Source organism: Streptomyces sp. NRRL F-2664 (genome assembly GCF_000719345.1).
GTDB lineage: Bacteria > Actinomycetota > Actinomycetes > Streptomycetales > Streptomycetaceae > Streptomyces.
This window is the reverse complement of the sequence record NZ_JOFX01000012.1, coordinates 38,751-58,730: the sequence shown is the minus strand read 5'-3', so window position 1 is coordinate 58,730 and position 19,980 is coordinate 38,751. Positions and strand designations below refer to the sequence as shown.

13 protein-coding genes are annotated in these 19,980 nt (G+C 73.5%); 12 read left to right on the top strand and 1 reads right to left on the bottom strand.

What is annotated here, in order from left to right; genetic code table 11:
* Nucleotides 1–587: 587 nt before the first annotated feature.
* Nucleotides 588–2,570: a UvrD-helicase domain-containing protein gene (locus tag IF89_RS0113705; RefSeq protein ID WP_078628284.1), complete on the top strand. Its 1,983-nt coding sequence runs from the start codon at nt 588–590 to the stop codon at nt 2,568–2,570.
* Nucleotides 2,571–2,728: 158 nt separating this feature from the next.
* A complete protein-coding gene (locus IF89_RS0113700) occupies nt 2,729–3,745 on the top strand; it encodes a PucR family transcriptional regulator (RefSeq protein ID WP_051807066.1) in 1,017 nt (338 codons plus the stop codon).
* A gap of 49 nt (nt 3,746–3,794) precedes the next feature.
* Here IF89_RS0113700 and IF89_RS0113695 read toward each other — a convergent pair whose 3' ends face one another.
* Nucleotides 3,795–4,058 carry a hypothetical protein gene (locus tag IF89_RS0113695; protein ID WP_030766241.1) on the bottom strand — a complete coding sequence of 88 codons (264 nt, stop codon included), beginning with the start codon at nt 4,056–4,058 and terminating at the stop codon, nt 3,795–3,797.
* A gap of 175 nt (nt 4,059–4,233) precedes the next feature.
* Between IF89_RS0113695 and IF89_RS0113690 the strand changes: the two genes are divergently transcribed.
* The 10 genes from IF89_RS0113690 to IF89_RS0113645 all read left to right on the top strand — a co-directional run bounded on the left by IF89_RS0113690 (nt 4,234) and on the right by IF89_RS0113645 (nt 19,971).
* Nucleotides 4,234–4,743 carry a hypothetical protein gene (locus IF89_RS0113690; RefSeq protein WP_030766239.1) on the top strand — a complete coding sequence of 170 codons (510 nt, stop codon included), beginning with the start codon at nt 4,234–4,236 and terminating at the stop codon, nt 4,741–4,743.
* A 96-nt stretch (nt 4,744–4,839) separates the two neighbouring features.
* Nucleotides 4,840–6,360: an SPFH domain-containing protein gene (locus IF89_RS0113685; RefSeq protein WP_030766235.1), complete on the top strand. Its 1,521-nt coding sequence runs from the start codon at nt 4,840–4,842 to the stop codon at nt 6,358–6,360.
* Between the two features lie 276 nt (nt 6,361–6,636).
* Nucleotides 6,637–7,137, top strand: a complete 501-nt coding sequence (locus tag IF89_RS0113680) for a hypothetical protein (protein WP_030766231.1) — start codon at nt 6,637–6,639, stop codon at nt 7,135–7,137.
* Between the two features lie 106 nt (nt 7,138–7,243).
* A complete protein-coding gene (ddaH, locus tag IF89_RS0113675; RefSeq protein ID WP_030766228.1) occupies nt 7,244–8,077 on the top strand; it encodes a dimethylargininase in 834 nt (277 codons plus the stop codon).
* A gap of 582 nt (nt 8,078–8,659) precedes the next feature.
* Nucleotides 8,660–9,196 carry a toxin-antitoxin system HicB family antitoxin gene (locus tag IF89_RS0113670; RefSeq protein ID WP_030766225.1) on the top strand — a complete coding sequence of 179 codons (537 nt, stop codon included), beginning with the start codon at nt 8,660–8,662 and terminating at the stop codon, nt 9,194–9,196.
* Nucleotides 9,197–9,334: 138 nt separating this feature from the next.
* Nucleotides 9,335–10,183 carry a DUF4097 family beta strand repeat-containing protein gene (locus IF89_RS0113665; protein ID WP_030766223.1) on the top strand — a complete coding sequence of 283 codons (849 nt, stop codon included), beginning with the start codon at nt 9,335–9,337 and terminating at the stop codon, nt 10,181–10,183.
* Between the two features lie 45 nt (nt 10,184–10,228).
* Nucleotides 10,229–11,242, top strand: coding sequence for an ATP-binding cassette domain-containing protein (locus tag IF89_RS0113660; protein WP_030766221.1), 1,014 nt, complete (start codon nt 10,229–10,231; stop codon nt 11,240–11,242).
* The gene (locus tag IF89_RS0113655; protein WP_030766219.1) at nt 11,239–12,036 is read left to right on the top strand and encodes an ABC transporter permease; all 798 of its coding nucleotides are present in this window, start codon (nt 11,239–11,241) and stop codon (nt 12,034–12,036) included. The genes IF89_RS0113660 and IF89_RS0113655 overlap by 4 nt, the downstream gene beginning before the upstream one ends.
* A gap of 423 nt (nt 12,037–12,459) precedes the next feature.
* On the top strand, nt 12,460–13,248 hold the full coding sequence (locus tag IF89_RS0113650) for a thioesterase II family protein (protein ID WP_063831292.1): 789 nt from the start codon (nt 12,460–12,462) through the stop codon (nt 13,246–13,248).
* Between the two features lie 177 nt (nt 13,249–13,425).
* Nucleotides 13,426–19,971: a non-ribosomal peptide synthetase gene (locus IF89_RS0113645; protein ID WP_051807052.1), complete on the top strand. Its 6,546-nt coding sequence runs from the start codon at nt 13,426–13,428 to the stop codon at nt 19,969–19,971.
* Nucleotides 19,972–19,980: the final 9 nt, after the last annotated feature.

The following is a 19,980-nucleotide window of genomic DNA, read 5'->3' as shown; positions in this document are numbered from 1 at the left end:
GGGTTCTCGCGTCTTCTGAGCAGGTACGTGGCGGGCCCGGAGAGGAGAAGCGGCGGTGACCCGTGACGCTCGTATGACGCCCAGGGCCGGGGCGAGGCCGTTCGGGGAGTTGGTAAACCGCCTCTGACCAGCTGTTTCCCGAGGGTGCACCTCTCCGACGTATAGACGATGACCCATCATGTGGAGTGCGTCGCGATACTGGAGCCCATCGCGAAGGGGCTGATGGCCTGTCCCGGGCGGCTCCGGGGGGCTGTTGACGGGAGACGGCACGGGCGGCCGCGCAGCAGACCGGCGTTCCCGGTACACGCACCGAGCAGCTTGTCGGCCGAATGCGCGGCAATGGACGGCGAGGGGCGCGTTGACCGGCGCACCTCGTCGTCCGTTACTGGCCGAGGGATGACGTGTCCCGCCGGGACACCGTCCGCGGCCGAGGCAGGGAGTTCATCGGTTGGCCTCGTCGACTCGATTCCACCGGTGACTTCGTGGGCACGCGCACGCCTCGCGCCGGGCGGGCGACGGGTACGCGGTCTGCCCGGGTGGGGGGATTGCGGCTTATGATCGCCGCTCCGTGGATGAGGGGGGTCGGCATGGGTGAAGTGCGGCGGCAGGAGCGGTTACTGCGGGAGCAGTGGGAGGACGCTCGGCGGCAGGTAGGGGCGTGGGGCGGGGTCGGGGACGGGCAGCGGCGGGTGCTGGCGCAGTTGCTGGTGTTGACCGCGCGCGGGTGGCGGATGCTCGGCGGGCGTTACTGGAGCGGGGACGTGGTGTTGGTCGGGCCCGGTGGGGTGTCCGTCGTCGGCGTCGCCGTCGTCGACGAGGTGCGGGACGAGGACGCGGCCGGGTTGCTCACCGCCACGAAGGTTGCCGAGAGCGCCGTCGCGTCGCTCGGGATGTCGCCCGTGGCGGTCCAGCCGGTCCTCGTGGTGGCCGGGCGGAGCGCCGACCGCGGGCACGGGCGGATACGCGTGCTCGGGGAGCAGGAGGTCGGGCGGGTGCTGGTGGCGCAGCCGCGCCGGCTGCGGGCGGAGTCGGTACGGGCCATCGCGGACCATCTGGAGAGGGTGCTGCCGGATCGGGAGGGCCTGGCGCTGGAGGAGGGGGTCCGGCGGCCGGACCAGGGCTCTCCCGACGGGCTGTTCGATCTGGACGGGCTGCGGGAGGCGGCCCTGGAGGGGGCGCGGCAGGCGCCGATCGAGCAGTGGATGACCTTCCTCCACCCCGACCAGGTGGCACTCGTACGCCGCAACTGGGCGGGTCCGGCGAGGATCAGCGGGCCGGCCGGGACCGGCAAGACCGTCGTCGCCCTGCACCGGGCGGCCCACCTGGCCCGGCGTACGACCGGTCGCATCCTCTACGTCACCTTCGCCAACAACCTGCCCCGCGTGCAGAGCACCTTCCTGCGCACCATGGCTCCGGCCGTCGCCGACCGGGTCGACTTCCGCAGCCTGCACTCCTGGGCCCAGGAGTTCCTGCAGGCGCGGGGCGTACCGGTGCGGTTGAGCGGGGGCAAGGCCGAGACCGCTTTCAGCCTGGCCTGGAAGAACGTCGGACGCGAGAGCAGGCTGGCGCAGATCGACCCGGGGCCGGGCTACTGGCGGGAGGAGATCGACTACGTCATCAAGGGGCGCGGCCTCACGCGCTTCGAGGACTACGCGGTCGTCGTCAGGAAGCGGCGCAGGGCGGGCCTTCACCGTACGCACCGGCAGGCCGTGTGGGAGTTGTACGAGGAGTACGAGGCGCGCCGCCGGGAGCGCGGCGTGCACGACTTCAACGACGTGCTGGCCATGGCCCTCGCCGAGGCGTCCGCGGAGGGCGGGCCGGCCCCGTACGCCGCAGTCGTCGTGGACGAGGTGCAGGACCTGACGCTCGTCGGGGTGCGGCTCCTGCACGCGCTCGTCGGCGACGCGCCCAACGGCCTGCTGCTCGTCGGCGACGGCCAGCAGACCGTGTACCCGGGCGGCTTCCGCCTCGCCGACGCGGGCATCGACATCCGCGGTGACCGCGGACAGGTGCTGCGCACCAACTACCGCAACAGCGAACAGATCCTGGACGCGGCTCTCGCCGTCGTGGCCGACGACGCGTTCGAGGACCTCGACGGGGAGCGCACGCCGGGGCGCCGCGACGTCGACCTCACCTACCACGAGGGGAGCGTCGTACGGGTGACCGAGCCCACGGTGGACGCCCACGACCGGGAGCTCGTGGGCGCGTTGCGGGCCCTGCCCGACGGCGCGGCGGCCGACACCGCCCTGCTGTGCCCCTCCAAGTGGGCCCTCGGCCACTACCAGCGCGTGCTCACTGAAGCGGGCGTCCCGGTCTGCCAGTTGGAGCAGTACGACGGCCGTCCCGTCGGCGCCGTCAAGCTGGGCACCTACCGCCGGGCGAAGGGGCTGGAGTTCAAGAACGTCTTCCTTCCCCGGCACGACGCCGTGTTCTCGGACGCCTCGGCGGACACGGAGACGGCGCGGGAGCGCGCGGAGCTGTGGCGCAGCCAGCTCTTCGTGGCCATGACCCGGGCCCGGGACCTGCTCTGGCTCGGCAGCGTCGAGGACCCGTCGAACCGGCATGGGTGAGGATGCCACGTCCCGGACGGGGGCGGCCCGGCCGGGTTCCCGACCTGGCGTGACACCCTGGTGTCCGGTCCGCGACGGGTGATCGCGGGACTTCGGATCGGGGGGGAAAGGTGGCGGACCTGCGGGTGGTGGAGGAGTTCCTGGGGGACTACCGGCGGATGCTGGGCGACGCGTCCGCGACGGGCCGCCGGCTCACGCGCGACGAACTGGAGGCGCGCCGCCGGGAGGGGGAGCGGGCGGCGCAGGCCGGTGCCCGGTTGCGGCTCCTGATACGCGCCCATCTCGCCGCGGCCCATGAGGCGCAGTCGCAGGTGGCGCCCGCGCCGGCGGTGCACATGTTCGCGGGCGTGGAGCAGGCCGTGGACGCCTTCATCGAGGGTTACGAGCGGGCTCAGAGCAACGCCGTGCGCCAGGAGGAGGCCGAGCGGCGGGAGTTCATCGACGACCTGCTGTATGGCCGCAGCGACCTGGGACGGCTGGCCGAGCGGGCCGCCCGCTTCGGGCTGCGCCTGTCGCAGGCGCACGCGGTGGCCGTCGCGGAGGGGCGGGAACCCTACGGCGACGGGTACCCGGTGGCCCGCGGCATCGAGGAGGCGGTCCTCGCCCGCTTCGGGAACCGGCACATCCTGGTGGCCACCAAGGACGGCCGGCTGGTCTGCGTGGCGTCCGGCGACCAGCCGGAGGTCCTGACCTACTTCGCGAAGCGGGCGTACGCGGCGACCGACGGGGGCCGGGTGGGCGTCGGGCGGCCGCGTCCCGGACCGGGCGGGGTGGTCCAGTCGTACGAGGAGGCGCTGGGCGCCCTCGACCTCGCCGGGCGGATCGCGCTGGACGGCCCGGTGCTGTACGCGGCCGACCTGCTGGTCTACCCGGTCCTGGCCCGCGACCGGCAGGCCATGGAGGACCTGGTGGAGAGCACCCTCGGCCCGCTGCGCCGGGCCCGCGGCGGGCCGGGGCCGCTGCTGGAGACCCTCCACGCCTACTTCGACACCGGCTGCGTGGCGACCGAGGCCGCCCGCCTGCTGTCCCTCAGCGTGCGGGCACTGACGTACCGACTGCAGCGCATCCACACCCTCACCCGGCACGACCCGGCCGACCCGCGCCACCGCTACACCCTGCAGACCGCGGCGATCGGGGCCCGCCTGCTCGGCTGGCCCGCCGGCTCCCGCGGCTGAGCCCCGCCCCCGCGCCCCGGCCCCCGCCCCCGCGCCCCGGCCCGTCCCCCTACGTGTCGCGCCCGCGCGAGTTCGTGGCGTAGGCGGCCAGGACGCCGGCCAGGCAGGCCCAGACCAGGCCCTGGCCGCCGCCCAGCTTCCAGCCCAGCGAGCCGAGCGCGACCATCAGGAACGCCCCCGCCGCCAGGGCCCGCCGGTCCTTCAGGAACGCCCACCGGGCGCGACCGCGGCCGGGTTCCCGCAGTTCCTCGACCGCCGTCCGGATCACCAGGGCCGCCAGGACGACAACGGCGAGGAGCAGGGTCGCTTCCACCGGGGGCCTCCTCTCGGCTGCAGCCGTACGACCAGTGCGAGCAGTACAAGCCGTACCTGCAGTCTGCGTCAAAGACGCGTAAAGATTGCCGACGGCAGGCAATGTGCGACGGCACGGCCCCCCGGCATTCTGTCGGTGTTCGGCGGAAACGGCGGCCAGACGGGGGAGGTGTCCGATGGGCTGGTTTCTCGGCCTCGGCATCGGGGGAGTCGTGGCGCTGGCCGCCGCGCTGGTGTTCGACGGAGTGCTGGAGGGGGCGTTCCACGGCGCTCTGGGCGGACTGTTCGACGGGTGGCTGTCGCTTCCGGTGGTCGCGGGCTTCGTCTCGATGCTCGGTTTCACGGGGGCGATCGTGCTCGGGTCCACGGGACTCGGGCCCGGAGCGGCGGCCGCCGCGGGGGCCGCGGCCGGAGCGGGCACGGGCTGGGCGACGTACCGCCTGGGCCGGGCCCTGCTCCGGGACGGCAGCGGGCGCGCCCCGCAGCGGGCGGACGTGGTCGGGGTCGCCGGACGCGTGATCACCGCCATTCCGCACGCCGGCTACGGGGAGGTGCTGCTGTCGCTGGCGGGACAGCCGGTCAAGTACGCCGCCACCGCCGACGCACCGCTGGAACGCGGTGCCGAGGTCTGGGTGACGGCGACCCCGTCGGCCACCTCGGTCGCCGTCCGCGCCGTCGAGCGCTGACCCGTCCGGCCGTCCGCGACGCACCGGTCCGTCCGTGACCCGTCCGCTCACGGCCCATCATCGACATGCCTCTTCGGGAGGCAGGGGGAAATCATCATGAGTCCAGTCGCCGTCGCAGCCGTCGGAGTCGTCGTACTCCTGGTCCTGCTGGCCCTCGTCGTCGTCACCCGGTACAAGGTCGCCGGCCCCAGTGAGGCGTTCATCATCACCGGCCGCCGCGGGAAGGAGTCCACCGATCCGGCCACCGGGCAGGTCTTCACCGACAACAGCGGCCAGAAGGTCGTGGTCGGCGGCGGCGTGTTCGTCGTCCCCTTCGTCCAGCAGCGCTACAGCCTGGACCTGTCCAGCCGGCACATCCCCGTCGCGGTGCGGGGCGCGGTCACCCTGCGCGGCATCAAGGCCAACCTCGAAGGGGTGGCCATCGTCAAGGTCGGCGGGACCGAGGACGCCATCAGGGCCGCCGCCCAGCGCTTCCTGCAGCAGCAGGACGGGATCGTCGGCTTCACCCAGGAGGTCCTCTCCGGCGCGCTGCGGGCCATCGTCGGCCGCATGTCGGTGGAGGACGTCATCCGCGACCGGGCCGCCTTCGCCGGGCAGGTCGCCGAGGAGGCGGAGGCCAGCCTCTCCGGGCAGGGCCTCGTGCTGGACGCCTTCCAGATCCAGGACATCACCACCGAGGGCTCGTACCTGGAGGACCTGGGCCGGCCCGAGGCCGCCCGCGCGCGGCAGGAGGCCGACATCGCGGAGGCCAACGCCCGGCGGGCCGCGGAGCAGGCCCGGCTCAAGGCGGAGGAGGAGATCGCGCTCGCGCAGCGTACGCTCCACCTGCGCCAGGCGGAGATCAAGGCCGAGACCGACGCGGCCGCCGCCCGGGCGAGCGCGGCCGGACCGCTCGCCGACGCCGACCGCCAGCAGCAGATCCTCACCGAGCAGGAGAAGGTGGCCGAACGCCAGGCCGCGCTGACGGACCGGCAGCTCGACACTCAGGTACGCAAGCCCGCCGACGCCAAGCGGTACGAGGCGGAACAGCAGGCGGAGGCGCAGCGCATCGCCCGGGTCAAGCAGGCGGAGGGCGAGCGCCTGGCCGGCATCGCGGCAGCCGAGGCGGAGGCCGAGCGCGCCCGTCTGACCGGTGAGGGCGAGAAGCAGCGCCGACAGGCCCTCGCGGAGGCGGAGGCCATCGAGGGCGCCAAGCGCGGCGAGGCCGAGCGGGCACGCCGGGCCGCCATCGCCGAGGCCGTCCGCCTGGAGGGCGACGCCGAGGCTGCGGCGATCGCCGCGAAGGGCGCGGCGGAGGCCGAGGCCATGCAGAAGCGGGCCGACGCCTTCGATGCGTACGGGGAGGCGGCCATGCTGCAGATGATGGTCGAGGCCCTGCCGCAGATCGTCGCCAAGGCCGCCGAACCGCTGGGCGCCATCGACAGGATGACCGTCATCTCCACCGACGGTGCTTCCAAGCTGTCCCGGACGGTCACCGACAACGTGGCCCAAGGGGTGGAACTGCTGGGCTCCGCCACCGGGATCGACCTGGGCGCGATGCTCCGCGGTCTGGCCGCGGACCGGGCCGGGACGGCGGGCGAGGAGGTCGTCGCCCGTCCCGCCGCGAGCGCGCAGTGAGCGCCCCGGACGACCGGGACGGCCCGCTCCGCCGGCTGCGGGTGCCGGAGGACGACACGCGCTGCGCGGACTCCCGGTCCGGGGGTGGCGGGCGCTGGACGTCGAGGACCGGGCCCGCCCGTACGGGGAGTCGCACCGGCCGGTGAGGAGGCCGTGTGCGGACGGGGCCGGCCGGGCGGCGGGCGCAGCCGGTGCAGGACGGCGCGGTGCTCACGGGGCCGTTCAGCCGCCGACAATGGGTGCATTCCCCAACGATGCGCGAAGCGAGGAACGTTCATGGAGTCGTACGCCCACCCGCTGCTGGAGGACCCGCTGTTCGGGACAGTCACCGTCGCACTCGACCACGGGGCGGGGACGCTCGTCGTGGACGGCGACCGTATCCCGCGGGTCCGGGTGCGGCGGGCCGACGGCGCGGAGGTGGACGTCCAGGTGCCGATCGGCACGCGCGACCCCGAACGCCTGGCGATGGACGTCGGCGGGACGGAGGTGGGGCTGCGGCCGGCCAAGGGGTTCCTCACGCGCAGGTCCTACCGGGTCGACGTCGGCGACCACCGGTTCGTGCCCGTCTCGGTCGACGGCAGCCGGCTCTCGCGCGGCGGTGCCGTCCTCGGCCTCTTCGTGTCGAGCGGAGACGGGCGGGTGAGCGCCCAGTGGGAGGGCGGGCGGCCCGAGGCGTACGACGCGGCCGTCGGGTACGCGCTCGCCGCGGCGTTCGGGACCGGCGCCGAGCCGATGTGGAAGCTCACCCTGGACGCGGTGCTGGAGTTGTGGCCCTGAAAAACCTGAAATTGGCCACCTGTTCACCCGCTCCTCTTGAGCGGGGCGGCGGCGCGGATATCGTGGCACGAGGTATCCGTGAACCGACTCCGCATCGAGGAAAACCATGAGCCAATCAGGGCGAACGGCAAGGCCGCGGCATTATCTGATGTGTCGTCCGCACTACTTCGACGTACGGTATTCGATCAATCCGTGGATGGACCCCACGAAACCCACGGTGACGGAGACCAGCCTTTCCCAGTGGAAGCGGCTGCACGACCTGTTCGTGGAGCTGGGGCACCGGATCGACCTCATAGAGCCGGTGCCCGACCTGCCGGACATGGTGTTCGCCGCCAACGGCGCGACCGTGCTGGACGGACGGGTGCTGGTGGCCCGGTTCCGGCACAGCTACCGGACCGGCGAGTCCCCGGCGTACCTGGACTGGTTCACGCAGCAGGGGTGGGGCGAGGTCCGGCAGGCGGAGTACGTGAACGAGGGCGAGGGGGACTTCCTGCTGGTCGGCGACACCCTGCTGGCGGGCAGCGGGTTCCGCAGCGACCCGCGCTCGCACCAGGAGGCGCAGGAGTTCCTCGGCCGGCCGGTCATCGGGCTGACGCTGGTCGACCCGCGGTTCTACCACCTCGACACCGCGCTCTCGGTGCTCGACCGGGACGAGATCATGTACTACCCGGCGGCCTTCTCCCCGGAGAGCCGCGAGCTGCTCGCCGAGCGGTACCCCGACGCGATCCTGGCCGAGGAGGCCGACGCGGTGGCGTTCGGCCTGAACGCCGTCTCCGACGGCCTGCACGTGGTGCTGCCCGAGCAGGCGCGGGGGCTGGCCGCCCAGCTCGCGGAACGCGGTTTCGAACCGATCGGGGTCGACCTCTCCGAGCTGCTCAAGGCCGGCGGCAGCGCCAAGTGCTGCACGCTGGAACTGCGTCCCGCCCCGAGCGCCGACTGACCGACCGGGCGCATACGCCCTCGGCGCCGGTCGGTCGGCGGTGTCTGCTCAGGGTGCCTTTTCCCTGCGGGTGCTCAAGCTCCTGTCCCCGCCCTTATTCGGCTTCCGCCTATTGGGTGCACGCCGCCGCGGGGTCGTCCTGTCGGCAGGACGACCCCGGGGTTACCTGTCACGTGGGTCCGGTGAATTCTTATGCGGTTCGCCGGATAATCACCGTGCGCGCGGTGGCTCATCGAGCGGGAATTCCCTTATATCGCCGCGGTCGGCTCGGCGGCCGCCTCCCGTGGCCCGGGTGAGGGGGCCGGGGAAAGTGCAGGCGATGCCCGGGAGTGCGGAAGCGGCGGCGCCGGTTCGGGAACGGCACCGGCGCCGACCGGGAACCGGCGGCATCGGCACTCGACCCGGGCACCGGCGCCACGGGTGACCTGAGCGGCCCCGGTGGTGCCCGGATGGGCCAATGGTGCCACCTGGCTCACTTTGGCTCAGCAGTGGCACTCCTTCTGACCTGCGATTTCAGGGGTGGTGACAACTGTGGTGCCAAATTGGCTCGCCATGGCGCCATCCATGTGTCATGATGAGGACATGGACCTCAGCCCCTATGTCGCACGTCTTCGGCACGAACTCGCGGTGGCCGCCGAGGCGGGCGGCGAAGAAGCCCGCGCTCTCGCCGAGCGCATCACCGCCCCACTGGAGTCGGCAGCCAGACTCACCCTCCTGAGCGCCCTGTCGGACGCCATGGGCGAGGTCACACGGGAGCTCGCTCCCGGCTCGGTCGACGTACGACTGCGCGGGCTCGAACCCGAGTTCGTCGTGACCGCTCCGCCGAAGGAGGAACCCTTCGTGACGGGCGGCTTCGCCGAAGCCCCCGCCGCCCTGCCCGCCGTACCGCTCGCGCCGGAAGGCGAGGACGGCGGCACCGCACGCATCAACCTCCGGCTCCCCGGCCACGTCAAGGCGCGCGCCGAGCAGGCCGCGGCGCGCGAGGGCCTTTCCCTCAACGCGTGGCTCGTCCGGGCGGTCTCCGGCGCCCTGGAGGCCGGCGGGGGACGGCCGGCGGCCGAGGCGCAGGCACCGCAACGCGGCAGCGGCCGGCGGAGCTTCACCGGCTGGGTGAGCTAGGCCGACCGGGCCGCCGGGATCGCAGGGCGGCACCGGCAGGCATCGCACGACACCGGCGTACGGGAGCGGACCACTCCCGCGTCGTCTTCACGTCCCCGGAGCGGGGGCGATCACCAGACCCACGAGGACGGGACAGCCATGCCTTCTTTCACGACCGAGGGACCCATCACCGCGACCATCCACGTCGAGGTCGGAGTCGCCCGGATCAGCGCCACGGACCGCACCGAGACGGTGGTCGAGATCCACCCCCGCACCGCCGGCGACAAGGACGACCAGCGCGCCGCCGAGGAGACCAGGGTCGACTTCACCGACGGCAACCTGACCGTCCGCACCCCGAAGGCTCGCGGCCTGTTCAGTGCCCGCGGTGCGGTCATCGTCGACGTAGCGCTGCCCGAGGGCTCGCGCCTCCTGGGGACCCTGGAGATGGGCGACATCACCTGCAAGGGGAGGCTGGGCGAATGCGAGGTCCGCACCAGCGCCGGCTACATCCGCCTCGACCAGGCCGGCCCGGTGAGGCTCAGGACCCACCACGGCGACATCCAGCTCGACTCGGCGGCGGGTGACGTCGACATCACCACCGGATCGGGCGAGGTCCGGGTCCGTGCCGTCGGCGGCGACGCCGACATCAAGAACTCCAACGGCAACACGTGGCTGGACGACGTGGCCGGCGATCTGCGACTGAAGGTCGCCAATGGAAACATCACCGTGGGCCGGGCGCAAGGGTCCGTGACGTCAAAGAGCTCGAACGGCAACGTACGCATCGAGGAAGTGGCGCGGGGCACGGTCGAGCTCCAGACTAAAGCCGGCAACCTCGAAGTCGGGATCCGCCAGGGGACCGCCGCCTGGCTCGACATCAACTCCCAGTCCGGGACGGTCTACAGCACCCTCGGATCCGCCGAAGGCCCCACCGAGGGCGCGGAGACCGTCAAGGTGCACGCGAGGACCAGCCTCGGCGACATCACCATCCAGCGTGCGCACGGCGCCTGACGTCAGAGCTCTGCCTCGCAACAGCTACGAAATGGAGGGGGCACGATGAGTGCCGCGACCGAACAGATGGCCCCGCCCAGGGGAATCAGCGCAGTCGGCCTGCGCAAGTCGTACGGCGAGAAGCTCGTACTCGACGGGATTGACCTGCACGTGCAGGCGGGCACGATCTTCGCGCTCCTCGGTCCGAACGGCGCGGGGAAGACCACCACCGTCCAGATCCTCTCGACGCTCATCTCCGCCGACGGCGGCGAAGCCACCGTCGTGGGCCACTCGCTGGAGCGGAGCGCGGACGAGATTCGTGCCAAGATCGGTGTCACCGGACAGTTCGCCGCGGTGGACGGGCTGCTGACCGCCGAGGAGAACATGCTCCTCATGGCGGACCTGCACCACCTCGACCGGGCGGAGGGCAGGCGCCGCACCGCCGAGTTACTCCGACAGTTCGAACTGACCGAAGTGGCCGGCAAGATGGCCTCCACCTTCTCCGGCGGCATGCGCCGCAAGCTGGACCTGGCGATGACCCTCGTCGGCAATCCAAGCCTGATCTTCCTCGACGAGCCGACCACCGGCCTCGACCCCCGCAGCCGCCGCACCATGTGGCACCTGATCCAGCAGCTCACCGCCCAGGGCGTCACGATCTTCCTCACCACGCAGTACCTGGAGGAGGCCGACCAGCTCGCCGACCGGATCGCCGTCCTCGACAAGGGCAAGATCGTCGCCGAGGGCACGGCGGACGAGCTCAAGCGCCGGATCCCCGGCGGCCACATCCGCCTCCAGTTCTCCGACCTGCTGAGCCTGGACGCCGCCGCCCGCCGCCTCGCGCTCGGCCCCGGCGCCCGCGACGAGGAGAAGCTCACCCTGCAGATCCCGAGCGACGGCAGCATCCCGGCGCTCCGCTCCGTACTCGACCTGCTGGAGAGCGCCGGAGTCGAGGCGGACGCGCTGACCGTCCACACGCCCGACCTGGACGACGTCTTCCTCGCCCTCACCGGCGACGGCTCCCGCCACCACGCCACCACCGTTCCCAGCCCCGCCGACACGGTGAAGGAGGCCCGGCGATGAGCACGACGTACGCGATGCGCGACTCGATGACGATGCTGCGCCGCAACCTCAAGCACGCCCAGCGCTACCCCTCGATGACCATCTCGATCGTCGCGATGCCGATCCTGATGCTCCTGCTGTTCGTCTACGTCTTCGGCGGCGCGCTCGGCGCCGGCATCGAACTGCCGGGCGGCGGTACCGGCGACCGCGGCGACTACACCAACTTCGTCGCCCCCGGCATCCTGCTGATGGCCGCCACCGCCGGCGCCGTCTCGACGGCCGTCTCCGTCTGCACCGACATGACCGAAGGCATCATCAACCGCTTCCGGACCATGTCCATCTCGAAGTCCTCCGTGCTGACCGGGCACGTCGTCGGCAACGTCATCCAGACCATGATCAGCCTGGTCCTGGTCATCGGCGTCGCCCTCCTGGTGGGCTTCCGCCCCAACGCCACCGCCGTCGAGTGGCTCGCCGCCCTGGGCATCCTCGCCCTGCTCGCCTTCGGCCTCAGCTGGCTGTCCGCGGCCATCGGCCTCGGCTCCAGCAGCGTCGAGGCGGCGAGCAACGCCCCCATGCCGCTGACCTTCCTGCCCTTCCTCGGCAGTGCCATCGTCCCGCCGGAGTCCATGCCGGTCGGCCTGCGCTGGTTCGCCGAGTACCAGCCCTTCACCCCGATGACCGACACCCTGCGCGGCCTGCTCATGGGCACCGAGATCGGCAACAGCGCCTGGCTCGCCCTCGGTTGGGGCGTCGTCCTCAGCCTCCTCGGCTTCCTGTGGGCCCGCTCGGCCTTCAAGCGCGAGGCGAAGATCTAGCACCCCCTGCCCGCACCACGACGTGAACGGGGCCGCCCGGCCGCAAGGCCGGGCGGCCCCGTTCTGCGTGCTGCTCCGTGCTGCGGCCGTCCCGTCGACGGGACACCGGAAAGCCGCGGGGACACCGAAAGGACGCGGGAGACCGAAAAGCAGCGGGACCCGAAAAGCAACGGGACACGATGGCCGGAAGGGAACGCAAACGCAAGGAGGAATCGCTCGCCAGTGCCCACCCGGCAGAGCTGTGCGGGCATTCCTTGCCCCGCCCACGGGCCACTCCTACGATCAATCCCGAAGAGCGGGGAAACAATTTCACGGCTGATTCCTGTCAGACCCCGTGCCGCCCACATCCGGCACCGCATTCCCTATTCCGTTTCCCTCTTCGTGCTTCCCGCTTCCGCCCGCCGAACGCAGAGGGGTATGGCCATGCAGACGCAGAGCCACGCAACGGAAACCACCGCCGGACTCGTCGTCGAAAGCCCCTTCGTCTGGCGGGCCCGCCGCCCCGGGCACCGCCACCAGCTCGTCTGCTTCCCCCAGGCCGGAGGGGGCGCCGGCGCCTTCGGCGACTGGGTGCACCGGCTCCCCGCCGACATCGAGGTCGTCGCCGTTCAGCTGCCCGGCCGGCAGAACCGGATCCTGGAGGACCCCGCCACCGAGGTCGGCCCCCTCGTACGGGCGCTGGCCCAAGCCCTGCGGCCCGTACTGGACGGCCCCTTCTCCTTCTTCGGCCACTCCTGCGGCGCCCTGCTGGCCTTCGAGCTGGCCCTGGCCCTGCAGGCCCGGGGCGGCCCCCGACCCGCCCACCTGTTCGTCTCCGGACAGGCCTCGCCCGTGCCCTTCCGTGACCGTCCCCAGCTGCACGGCCTCTCCGACGAGGAGTTCCGGGCCGAGGTGCTGCGCCTGGGCGGCTTCGACGAGGAACTCGCCGAGGACGAGGACGCCATGGAGGCGCTGCTGCCGCCCGTCATGGACGACTTCACGCTCTGGGAGCGGCACGCCATGCCTGTCGACGCCCGCCTCGACGTGCCCCTCACCGCCCTCGTCGGCGCCTGCGACAGCAGGGCGCCGCGCGCCGAGATGGAGACCTGGGGCGCCCACACCGATGCCGCGTTCGATCTGCGCGTCTACCCCAGCGGGCATTTCTACCTCTTCGAGCCCGCCTTGGTCCCCGAACTCCTCGCATTCATCGCCGACACGGTCCTGGAGCCCTAGGCTCCCGACGGGAAATACCTGAACGGCAGCTTTTTCGGCTTGCCGCGCCACCGGTCCGGCTGCGCTTAATCGGTACATCAAATCCACGAGAATCCGGTCTTCATGTCCAACCATTGGGGGATGGTCGCTTTGTGCTCGTTCCATGACGCGGCGGTGCCGGTGGCGACGATTCCTGACATGTTCGAGAAGCAGGTCGTCGCCTCCCCGGACGCCGTCGCCCTCGTCTTCGGGGGGACGTCGCTGACCTACCGCGAACTCGACGCACGGGCCAACCGCCTGGCCCGGTTCCTGGTGGCCCGCGGGGTCGGCCCGGAAACCGTCGTCGGCGTGGCCCTCAGGCGGTCGCCGGACCTGTGGACGGCCGTCCTCGCGGTCCTCAAGGCGGGCGGCGCCTACCTCCCGATGGACGCCGCGTACCCGGCCGAACGCCTGCGGTACATGGCACAGGACTCCGCGACCCGCCTGGTCCTGGCGGACACCCCGACGGGCGGCGAACTGCCCGAACTGCCCGCCCCCGTACTGCTCCTGGACACCCCCGAGACCCTCGCCGCGGTCGCCCGCGAGGCAGCCGGCCCGCTCACCGACGCCGACCGGGTCCGCCCCCTGCGTGCCGCCCAGACCGCGTACGTCATCTACACCTCCGGCTCCACCGGCCGGCCCAAGGGCGTCGCCGTGACCCACCACGGCCTGGCCCCACTCCTCGCCACCCATGTCGAGCAGCTCAAGGTGGGCCCCACGAGCCGCGTGCTGCAGTTCGCCTCCCCGAGCTTCGACGCCTCGGTGTGGGAGATGTGCATGGGCCTGCTCTCAGGAGCCGCCTTCGTCCTCGCGGACAAGGACGCACTGGCCCCCGGCGACCCGCTGGCCGCCACCATCGCCCGGCACGGCGTGACCCACGTGACGCTGCCGCCCCCGGTCCTCGCCGCGATCCCGGCCGGCGCACTGGCCGGCGTCGAGACCCTGGTGGTCGCCGGGGACGCCACCACGCCCGAGCTGGTCGCCACCTGGTCGGCCGGCCGCCGCATGATCAACGCGTACGGGCCCACCGAGACCACCGTGTGCGCCACCATGAGCGCCCCGCTCGCCGGTGACGGCCGCACACCCCCCATCGGGGGCCCCATCACCGACACCCGGGTCCACGTCCTCGACGACGCGCTGCGCCCCGTGGACACCGGGGTGATCGGCGAACTGTACGTCTCCGGCGCCTCCCTGGCCCGCGGTTACCTGGGCCGCCCCGACCTGTCCGCCCAGCGCTTCGTGGCCTGCCCCTTCGGCGGGCCCGGTGCGCGCATGTACCGCACCGGCGACCTCGTGGAGCGGACCGCCGACGGCACGCTGGTCTTCCACGGCCGCGCCGACACCCAGGTCAAGATCCGCGGCATCCGGATCGAACCCCTGGAGATCGAAGCCGTCCTCAGCGCCCACCCCGGCGTCGCCGACGCCGCCGTCCTCCCGTACGAGCGGTCCGGCGGCCGCCGGCTGGTGGCCTACGTCGTACCCGCCGCCTCCGGCCGCCCCGGCCACGACGCCCCGCAGGGCAGCGCCTACGGCAGCATCGCCCTCGACTCCGGCTTCGGCGCCGGCGAACTGCGCGCGTACGCCGGCCGCCACCTGCCCGACCACATGGTCCCCGCGGCCTTCGTCCTGCTGGACCGGCTGCCCCTGACCCCGAACGGCAAGCTCGACAAGGCCCGCCTGCCGGAGCCCGAGTTCAAGGGAGGGACCTACCGGGCACCGCGCACCCCGCAGGAAGAGGTCCTCGCCGAGCTGTACGCGAAAGCCCTCGGCGTCGGCCAGGTCGGCATCGACGACGACTTCTTCACCCTCGGCGGCGACAGCATCCAGTCGCTCCAGGTCGTCTCCTGGGCGCGGGCCCGCGGCCTGGTGGTCACCGCCCGCCAGGCCGCCGAGCACCGCACCGTCGCGCGCCTCGCCGAGATCGCCGTCGCGGGCGGCCGGGGCGACGCCGCCGGACCGGTCCTGGAGGAACTCGACGGGGGCGGCACCGGCTGGATGCCGCTGCTGCCCGTGGCCCGCTGGATCCGCGACTGGGGCCCCGGCTTCGACCGCTTCCTCCAAGCGATGGTGCTGGAGCTGCCCGAGGACATCGACGCCGCCGGCCTGGCCGCCACCCTGACGGCCGTCCTCGACCACCACGACCTGCTGCGAGCCCGCCTCGTGCCCGAGGGCGACGGCGACGCCGACGGCCCCGGCCTGCGGGTGGCGCCCCCCGGTTCCGTGGCCGTGACCCCGCTGCTGCACCGCGTCGCCTGCGACGGCCGCTGGGAGGACGATTCCTGGCGCGGCCTGCTCCTCGGCGAACTCGACCGGGCCGCCGACCGGCTGGACCCGGCCGCAGGCGTGATGGCGCAGTTCGTGTGGTTCGCGCCCGAGCGCGGCCCGGGCCGACTCCTGCTCGCCCTGCACCACCTCGTCGTGGACGGCGTGTCCTGGCGCATCCTGATGCCCGACCTCGCCACCGCCTGGCAGCAGGTCCGCGCCGGAGGCACCCCCGCACTGCCGCCCGTCGCCACCTCGATGCGCCGCTGGGCGCACGCCCTCGCGGACGAGGCCCGGCGCCCCGGCCGGGTCGCCGAACTCGACCTGTGGCGGTCGGTCGTCGAGGGCCCCGACCCGCTGCTCGGTACCCGCCGGCTGGATCCGGCCATCGACGTCCGGGCCCGCGTGCACACCACCCACGTACAGCTCCCGGTGCCCGCCACCGAAGCCCTGCTGACCGACCTGCCCGCCGCGTTCCGCGGCAGTGTCAACGACGGGCTGCTCGCAGCGCTCGCCCTGGCCCTCGCGCAGTGGCGGCGCGGCCGCTCCGCCGATGACGCCGGGACGTCGGCGCTGATCCGCCTCGAAGGGCACGGCCGCGAGGAGGCCGCCGCGCCCGGCGCGAGCCTCGCCCGCACCCTGGGCTGGTTCACGACCGCCTTCCCCGTGCGCCTCGACCTCGCCGGAGTGGACCTCGACGAGGCCCTCACGGGCGGCCCGGCCGCCGGCCTGGCCGTGAAGAAGGTCAAGGAACAGCTCCTGGCGCTCCCCGACAAGGGCATCGGCTACGGCCTGCTGCGCCACCTGAACCCGCAGACGGCCGCGGTCCTGGAGCACCACCCCGTCGGCCAGGTCGGCTTCAACTACCTGGGCCGGTTCTCGCCGGCCGCCGACCTGCCCGGAGAGCGGCGCGGACCGGGCTTCACCCGGGCCCCGGAGGCGGCGGCCATCCCCGAACTGGCCGAGCTCGATGCCGCCCAGGACCCGCGGATGCCGGCCTCCGCCGAGCTGGACATCAATGCCAGTGTCGAGGACCGGGCCGCCGGACCCGTGCTGACCGCAGCGTTCAGCGCCCCCGAGGGAGTACTCACCCCGGCGGAGGTACGGGAGATCGCCGACCTGTGGCGCACCGCCCTGGAAGCACTCGCCCGGTACACGGCCGCGCCCGGAGCCGGCGGTCTGACCCCCTCGGACCTGCCGCTGGTGACGGCGAGCCAGCACGACATCGACGGCTGGGAGCGGCGCTTCCCCGGCCTGGTCGACGTCTGGCCCACCACCGCCCTCCAGTCGGGCCTGCTCTTCCACTCGGTCTTCGAGGACTCCTCCTTCGACGCCTACCAGGTCCAGTACGCGCTCCACCTGGCCGGGGAGGTCGACCCCGCCCGGCTGCGCGCCGCAGGGCAGGCGCTGCTGGACCGGCACGCGGGCCTGCGGACCGCCTTCGTGCACAACGCCTACGGCGACCTCGTCCAACTCGTCCTCGCCGCCGCCACCCTGCCCTGGCAGGAGCTCGACCTGTCGGCCCTGGACGAGGCGGAGCGCACGGAGGCCTTCGAACGGTTCCTCGCGCAGGACCTGACGACGCCCTTCGACCAGACCGCCCCGCCGATGCTGCGGATGAGCCTCGTGCGCACCGGCGCCCGCACCCACGAGCTCGTACTGACCGCCCACCACGTGCTGTTCGACGGCTGGTCGGTGCCCCTGCTCATGCAGGACCTGCTCACCCTCTACGGGGCGGACGGCCGGGCCACCGGGCTGGAGCCGGCCCGCACCCACCGCGACTTCCTCGCCTGGCTCGCCCGCCAGGACCGCGAGGAGTCCGCACGGGTCTGGCGCGAGGAACTGCGCGGCGTGGGGGAACCGACCCTGCTCGCCCCGCTGCTCCCCGCACCGCAGACGGCCACCGGCGGGTCCGCGCAGCCGGCGCACGACATCGCCATGCGGCAGGCGGAGGTGCCGCTGCCCGCGGACACCTCCCGCGACCTCCAGCGGCGGGCCGCGGCCCTTGGCGTCACCCTGAACACGGTGGTCCAGGGCGCCTGGGCGATGCTGCTGGCCCAGCTCACCGGCCGGCAGGACGTCGTCTTCGCCTCCACGGTCGCCGGCCGGCCGCCCGCCCTGCCGGGCGTGGACTCCACGGTCGGCATGTTCCTCAACACCCTCCCGGTACGGGTGCGGTGCGCGCCCGCCGACACCGTCGCCGAGCTGCTCACCTCGCTCCAGGGCCGGCAGGCCGCACTGATGGACCACCACCACGTCGGCCTCGGCGAGATCCAGCAGGCCGCCGGCGTCGACGCCCTCTTCGACACCATCATCGGCTTCGAGTCCTTCCCGATGGACCGGGCCGGCATCGTCGAAGCCAGCCGGCTCGCCGGGATCTCGATCACCGGCATCCGCTCCTTCACCGCCAGCCACTACCCCGTGACGGTGCTCGCCTTCATCGAACCTGACCGGCTGCGCCTGGCGGTGCAGTACCCGCGCACGGTGCTGGACCCGGCCGCCGCCGAGACCCTCGCCGCCCGCTTCGGGACGGTCCTGCGCCAGGTGGCCGAGGACCCCTCCCGCCGGGTCGGCACCGTGGAGGTGCTCCAGCCGGCCGAGCGCGACCGGCTCCTGCACGGCTGCGCCACCACCGCGGCAGCCGGAGCCGGCACGGACCCCCGGGCGGGCACGGACACCGTCCCCGCGCTCTTCGCGCGGCGCGCCGCCGCCACCCCCGACGCCGTGGCGGTGGCCGACGGCGGGCGGTCCCTGACCTACCGCGAGCTCGACGAGCGGGCCGACCGGCTCGCGCGGGCCCTGGCCGAGCGCGGCGCCCGCCCCGAGACGCCGGTCGCCGTGGCCCTTCCCCGGTCCGCCGAGCTGGTCGTCGCGCTGCTCGGCGTCCTGAAGTCCGGGGCCGCCGTCCTGCCCCTGGACCCCCGGCACCCGGCCGGCCGCCTCGCGCGGATCCTCGCCGACGCGCGGCCGCTGCTGCTGCTCGCCGACGCCGACACGGCGGCCGCCCTCTCGGACACCGGCGTCCCCGTCGTCACGCCCGAGGAAGCGGTGCCGGGGGACGGACCCGTCCAGGCCGCCGCCCTCCCGCAGGCCGGTACGCTCGCGCACCTCTCGTACGCCTGCGGGAGCTCGGGCGGGCCGACGGGCGTGGAGAGCACCCACGGCGACCTGGCCGGCCGGGTGGCCGGGCTGCTCGCGCGGCTCGGCTGCGCGGCGGGGCGGCCCCTGCTCCTCGCCACGACGGCGGACGGCGAACCGCCCGTCCCGGAGATCGTCGCCGCGCTGTGCGCGGGAGGCGGCATCGAAGTGCTCCGGGCCGGCGCGGCGGCCGCGGGCGGGGTGCTCGCCCTCAGCCCCTCCGCGTGCGCCGACCTCCTCGACGAGGCGGCCGACGACATCCGCGCGGACACCCTCGTGTTCTCGGGCGAACCGCTCCCGGCCGCCCTGGCCGCGCGGGCGGCCGCATCGGCCCCCGGCGCCCGCCTGGTCAACCTCCACGGGCACCCCGAGACCGGCCCCGCCACGGCGTACGCACCGTCCGACGGCGAACAGCCGCCCGGGACCGGCACCGTCCCCGCCGGCACACCGCTGGCCGGCGTGCGCGCCTACGTCCTCGGCGCGGGCCTGACCCCCGTACCGCACGGCGCCGTCGGGGAGCTGTACCTCGGCGGTGAGGCACCGGCCCGGGGCTACCGCGGCCGCCCGGCCCTGACGTCCCGGCGGTTCGTCGCCGACCCCTACGGGCCGCCCGGATCGCGGATGTTCCGCACCGGCGACCTGGTCCGCCGGACCGCCGACGACCGGCTGGAGATCCTCGGCCGCACCGGTCCGGAGGCGGCCGTCCGCGGCACGCGGATCACCCCGGCCGAGGTCGAGGCCGTCCTCACCGGGCACCCCGGTGTGCAGCGGGCCGTCGTCGTCGTCCGCGAGGGCCACGGCCCGGGCGGGACCTCCCAGTCGGTGGGCTACGTCGAGCCCCCCGACGGCCACGACGTGCCCGACCCCGCGGCCCACGCCGACCAGGTGCGGGCCCACGTGGCGCGCGAGCTGCCCCCGGCCCTGGTCCCGGCGGTCCTCGTCACCCTGGACCGGCTGCCGCTGACCCCCGACGGCGCCGTCGACCGGGCGGCCCTGCCCGAGCCGGAACCACCCGCCCGCCCCTACCGGGCGCCGCGCACACCGCAGGAGGCGGCCCTCTGCGAGCTGCTGGCGGAGGTGCTCGGCGTCGAACGGGTCGGCATGAACGACGACTTCTTCGCACTCGGCGGCAACTCCCTGCTGGCGACGCGGCTCACCAGCCGCATCCGCAAGGTGCTCGGAGTGAGCGTGCCCCTGCGGTCGGTCTTCGAGTCCCACGCAATCTCAGAACTTTCGCGCACGGTCAAGAACGCAGGCACGTCGAGCCGGCCTCGACTGCGCAAGATGGACAGGAGTGGACAGTAAAATGATCCC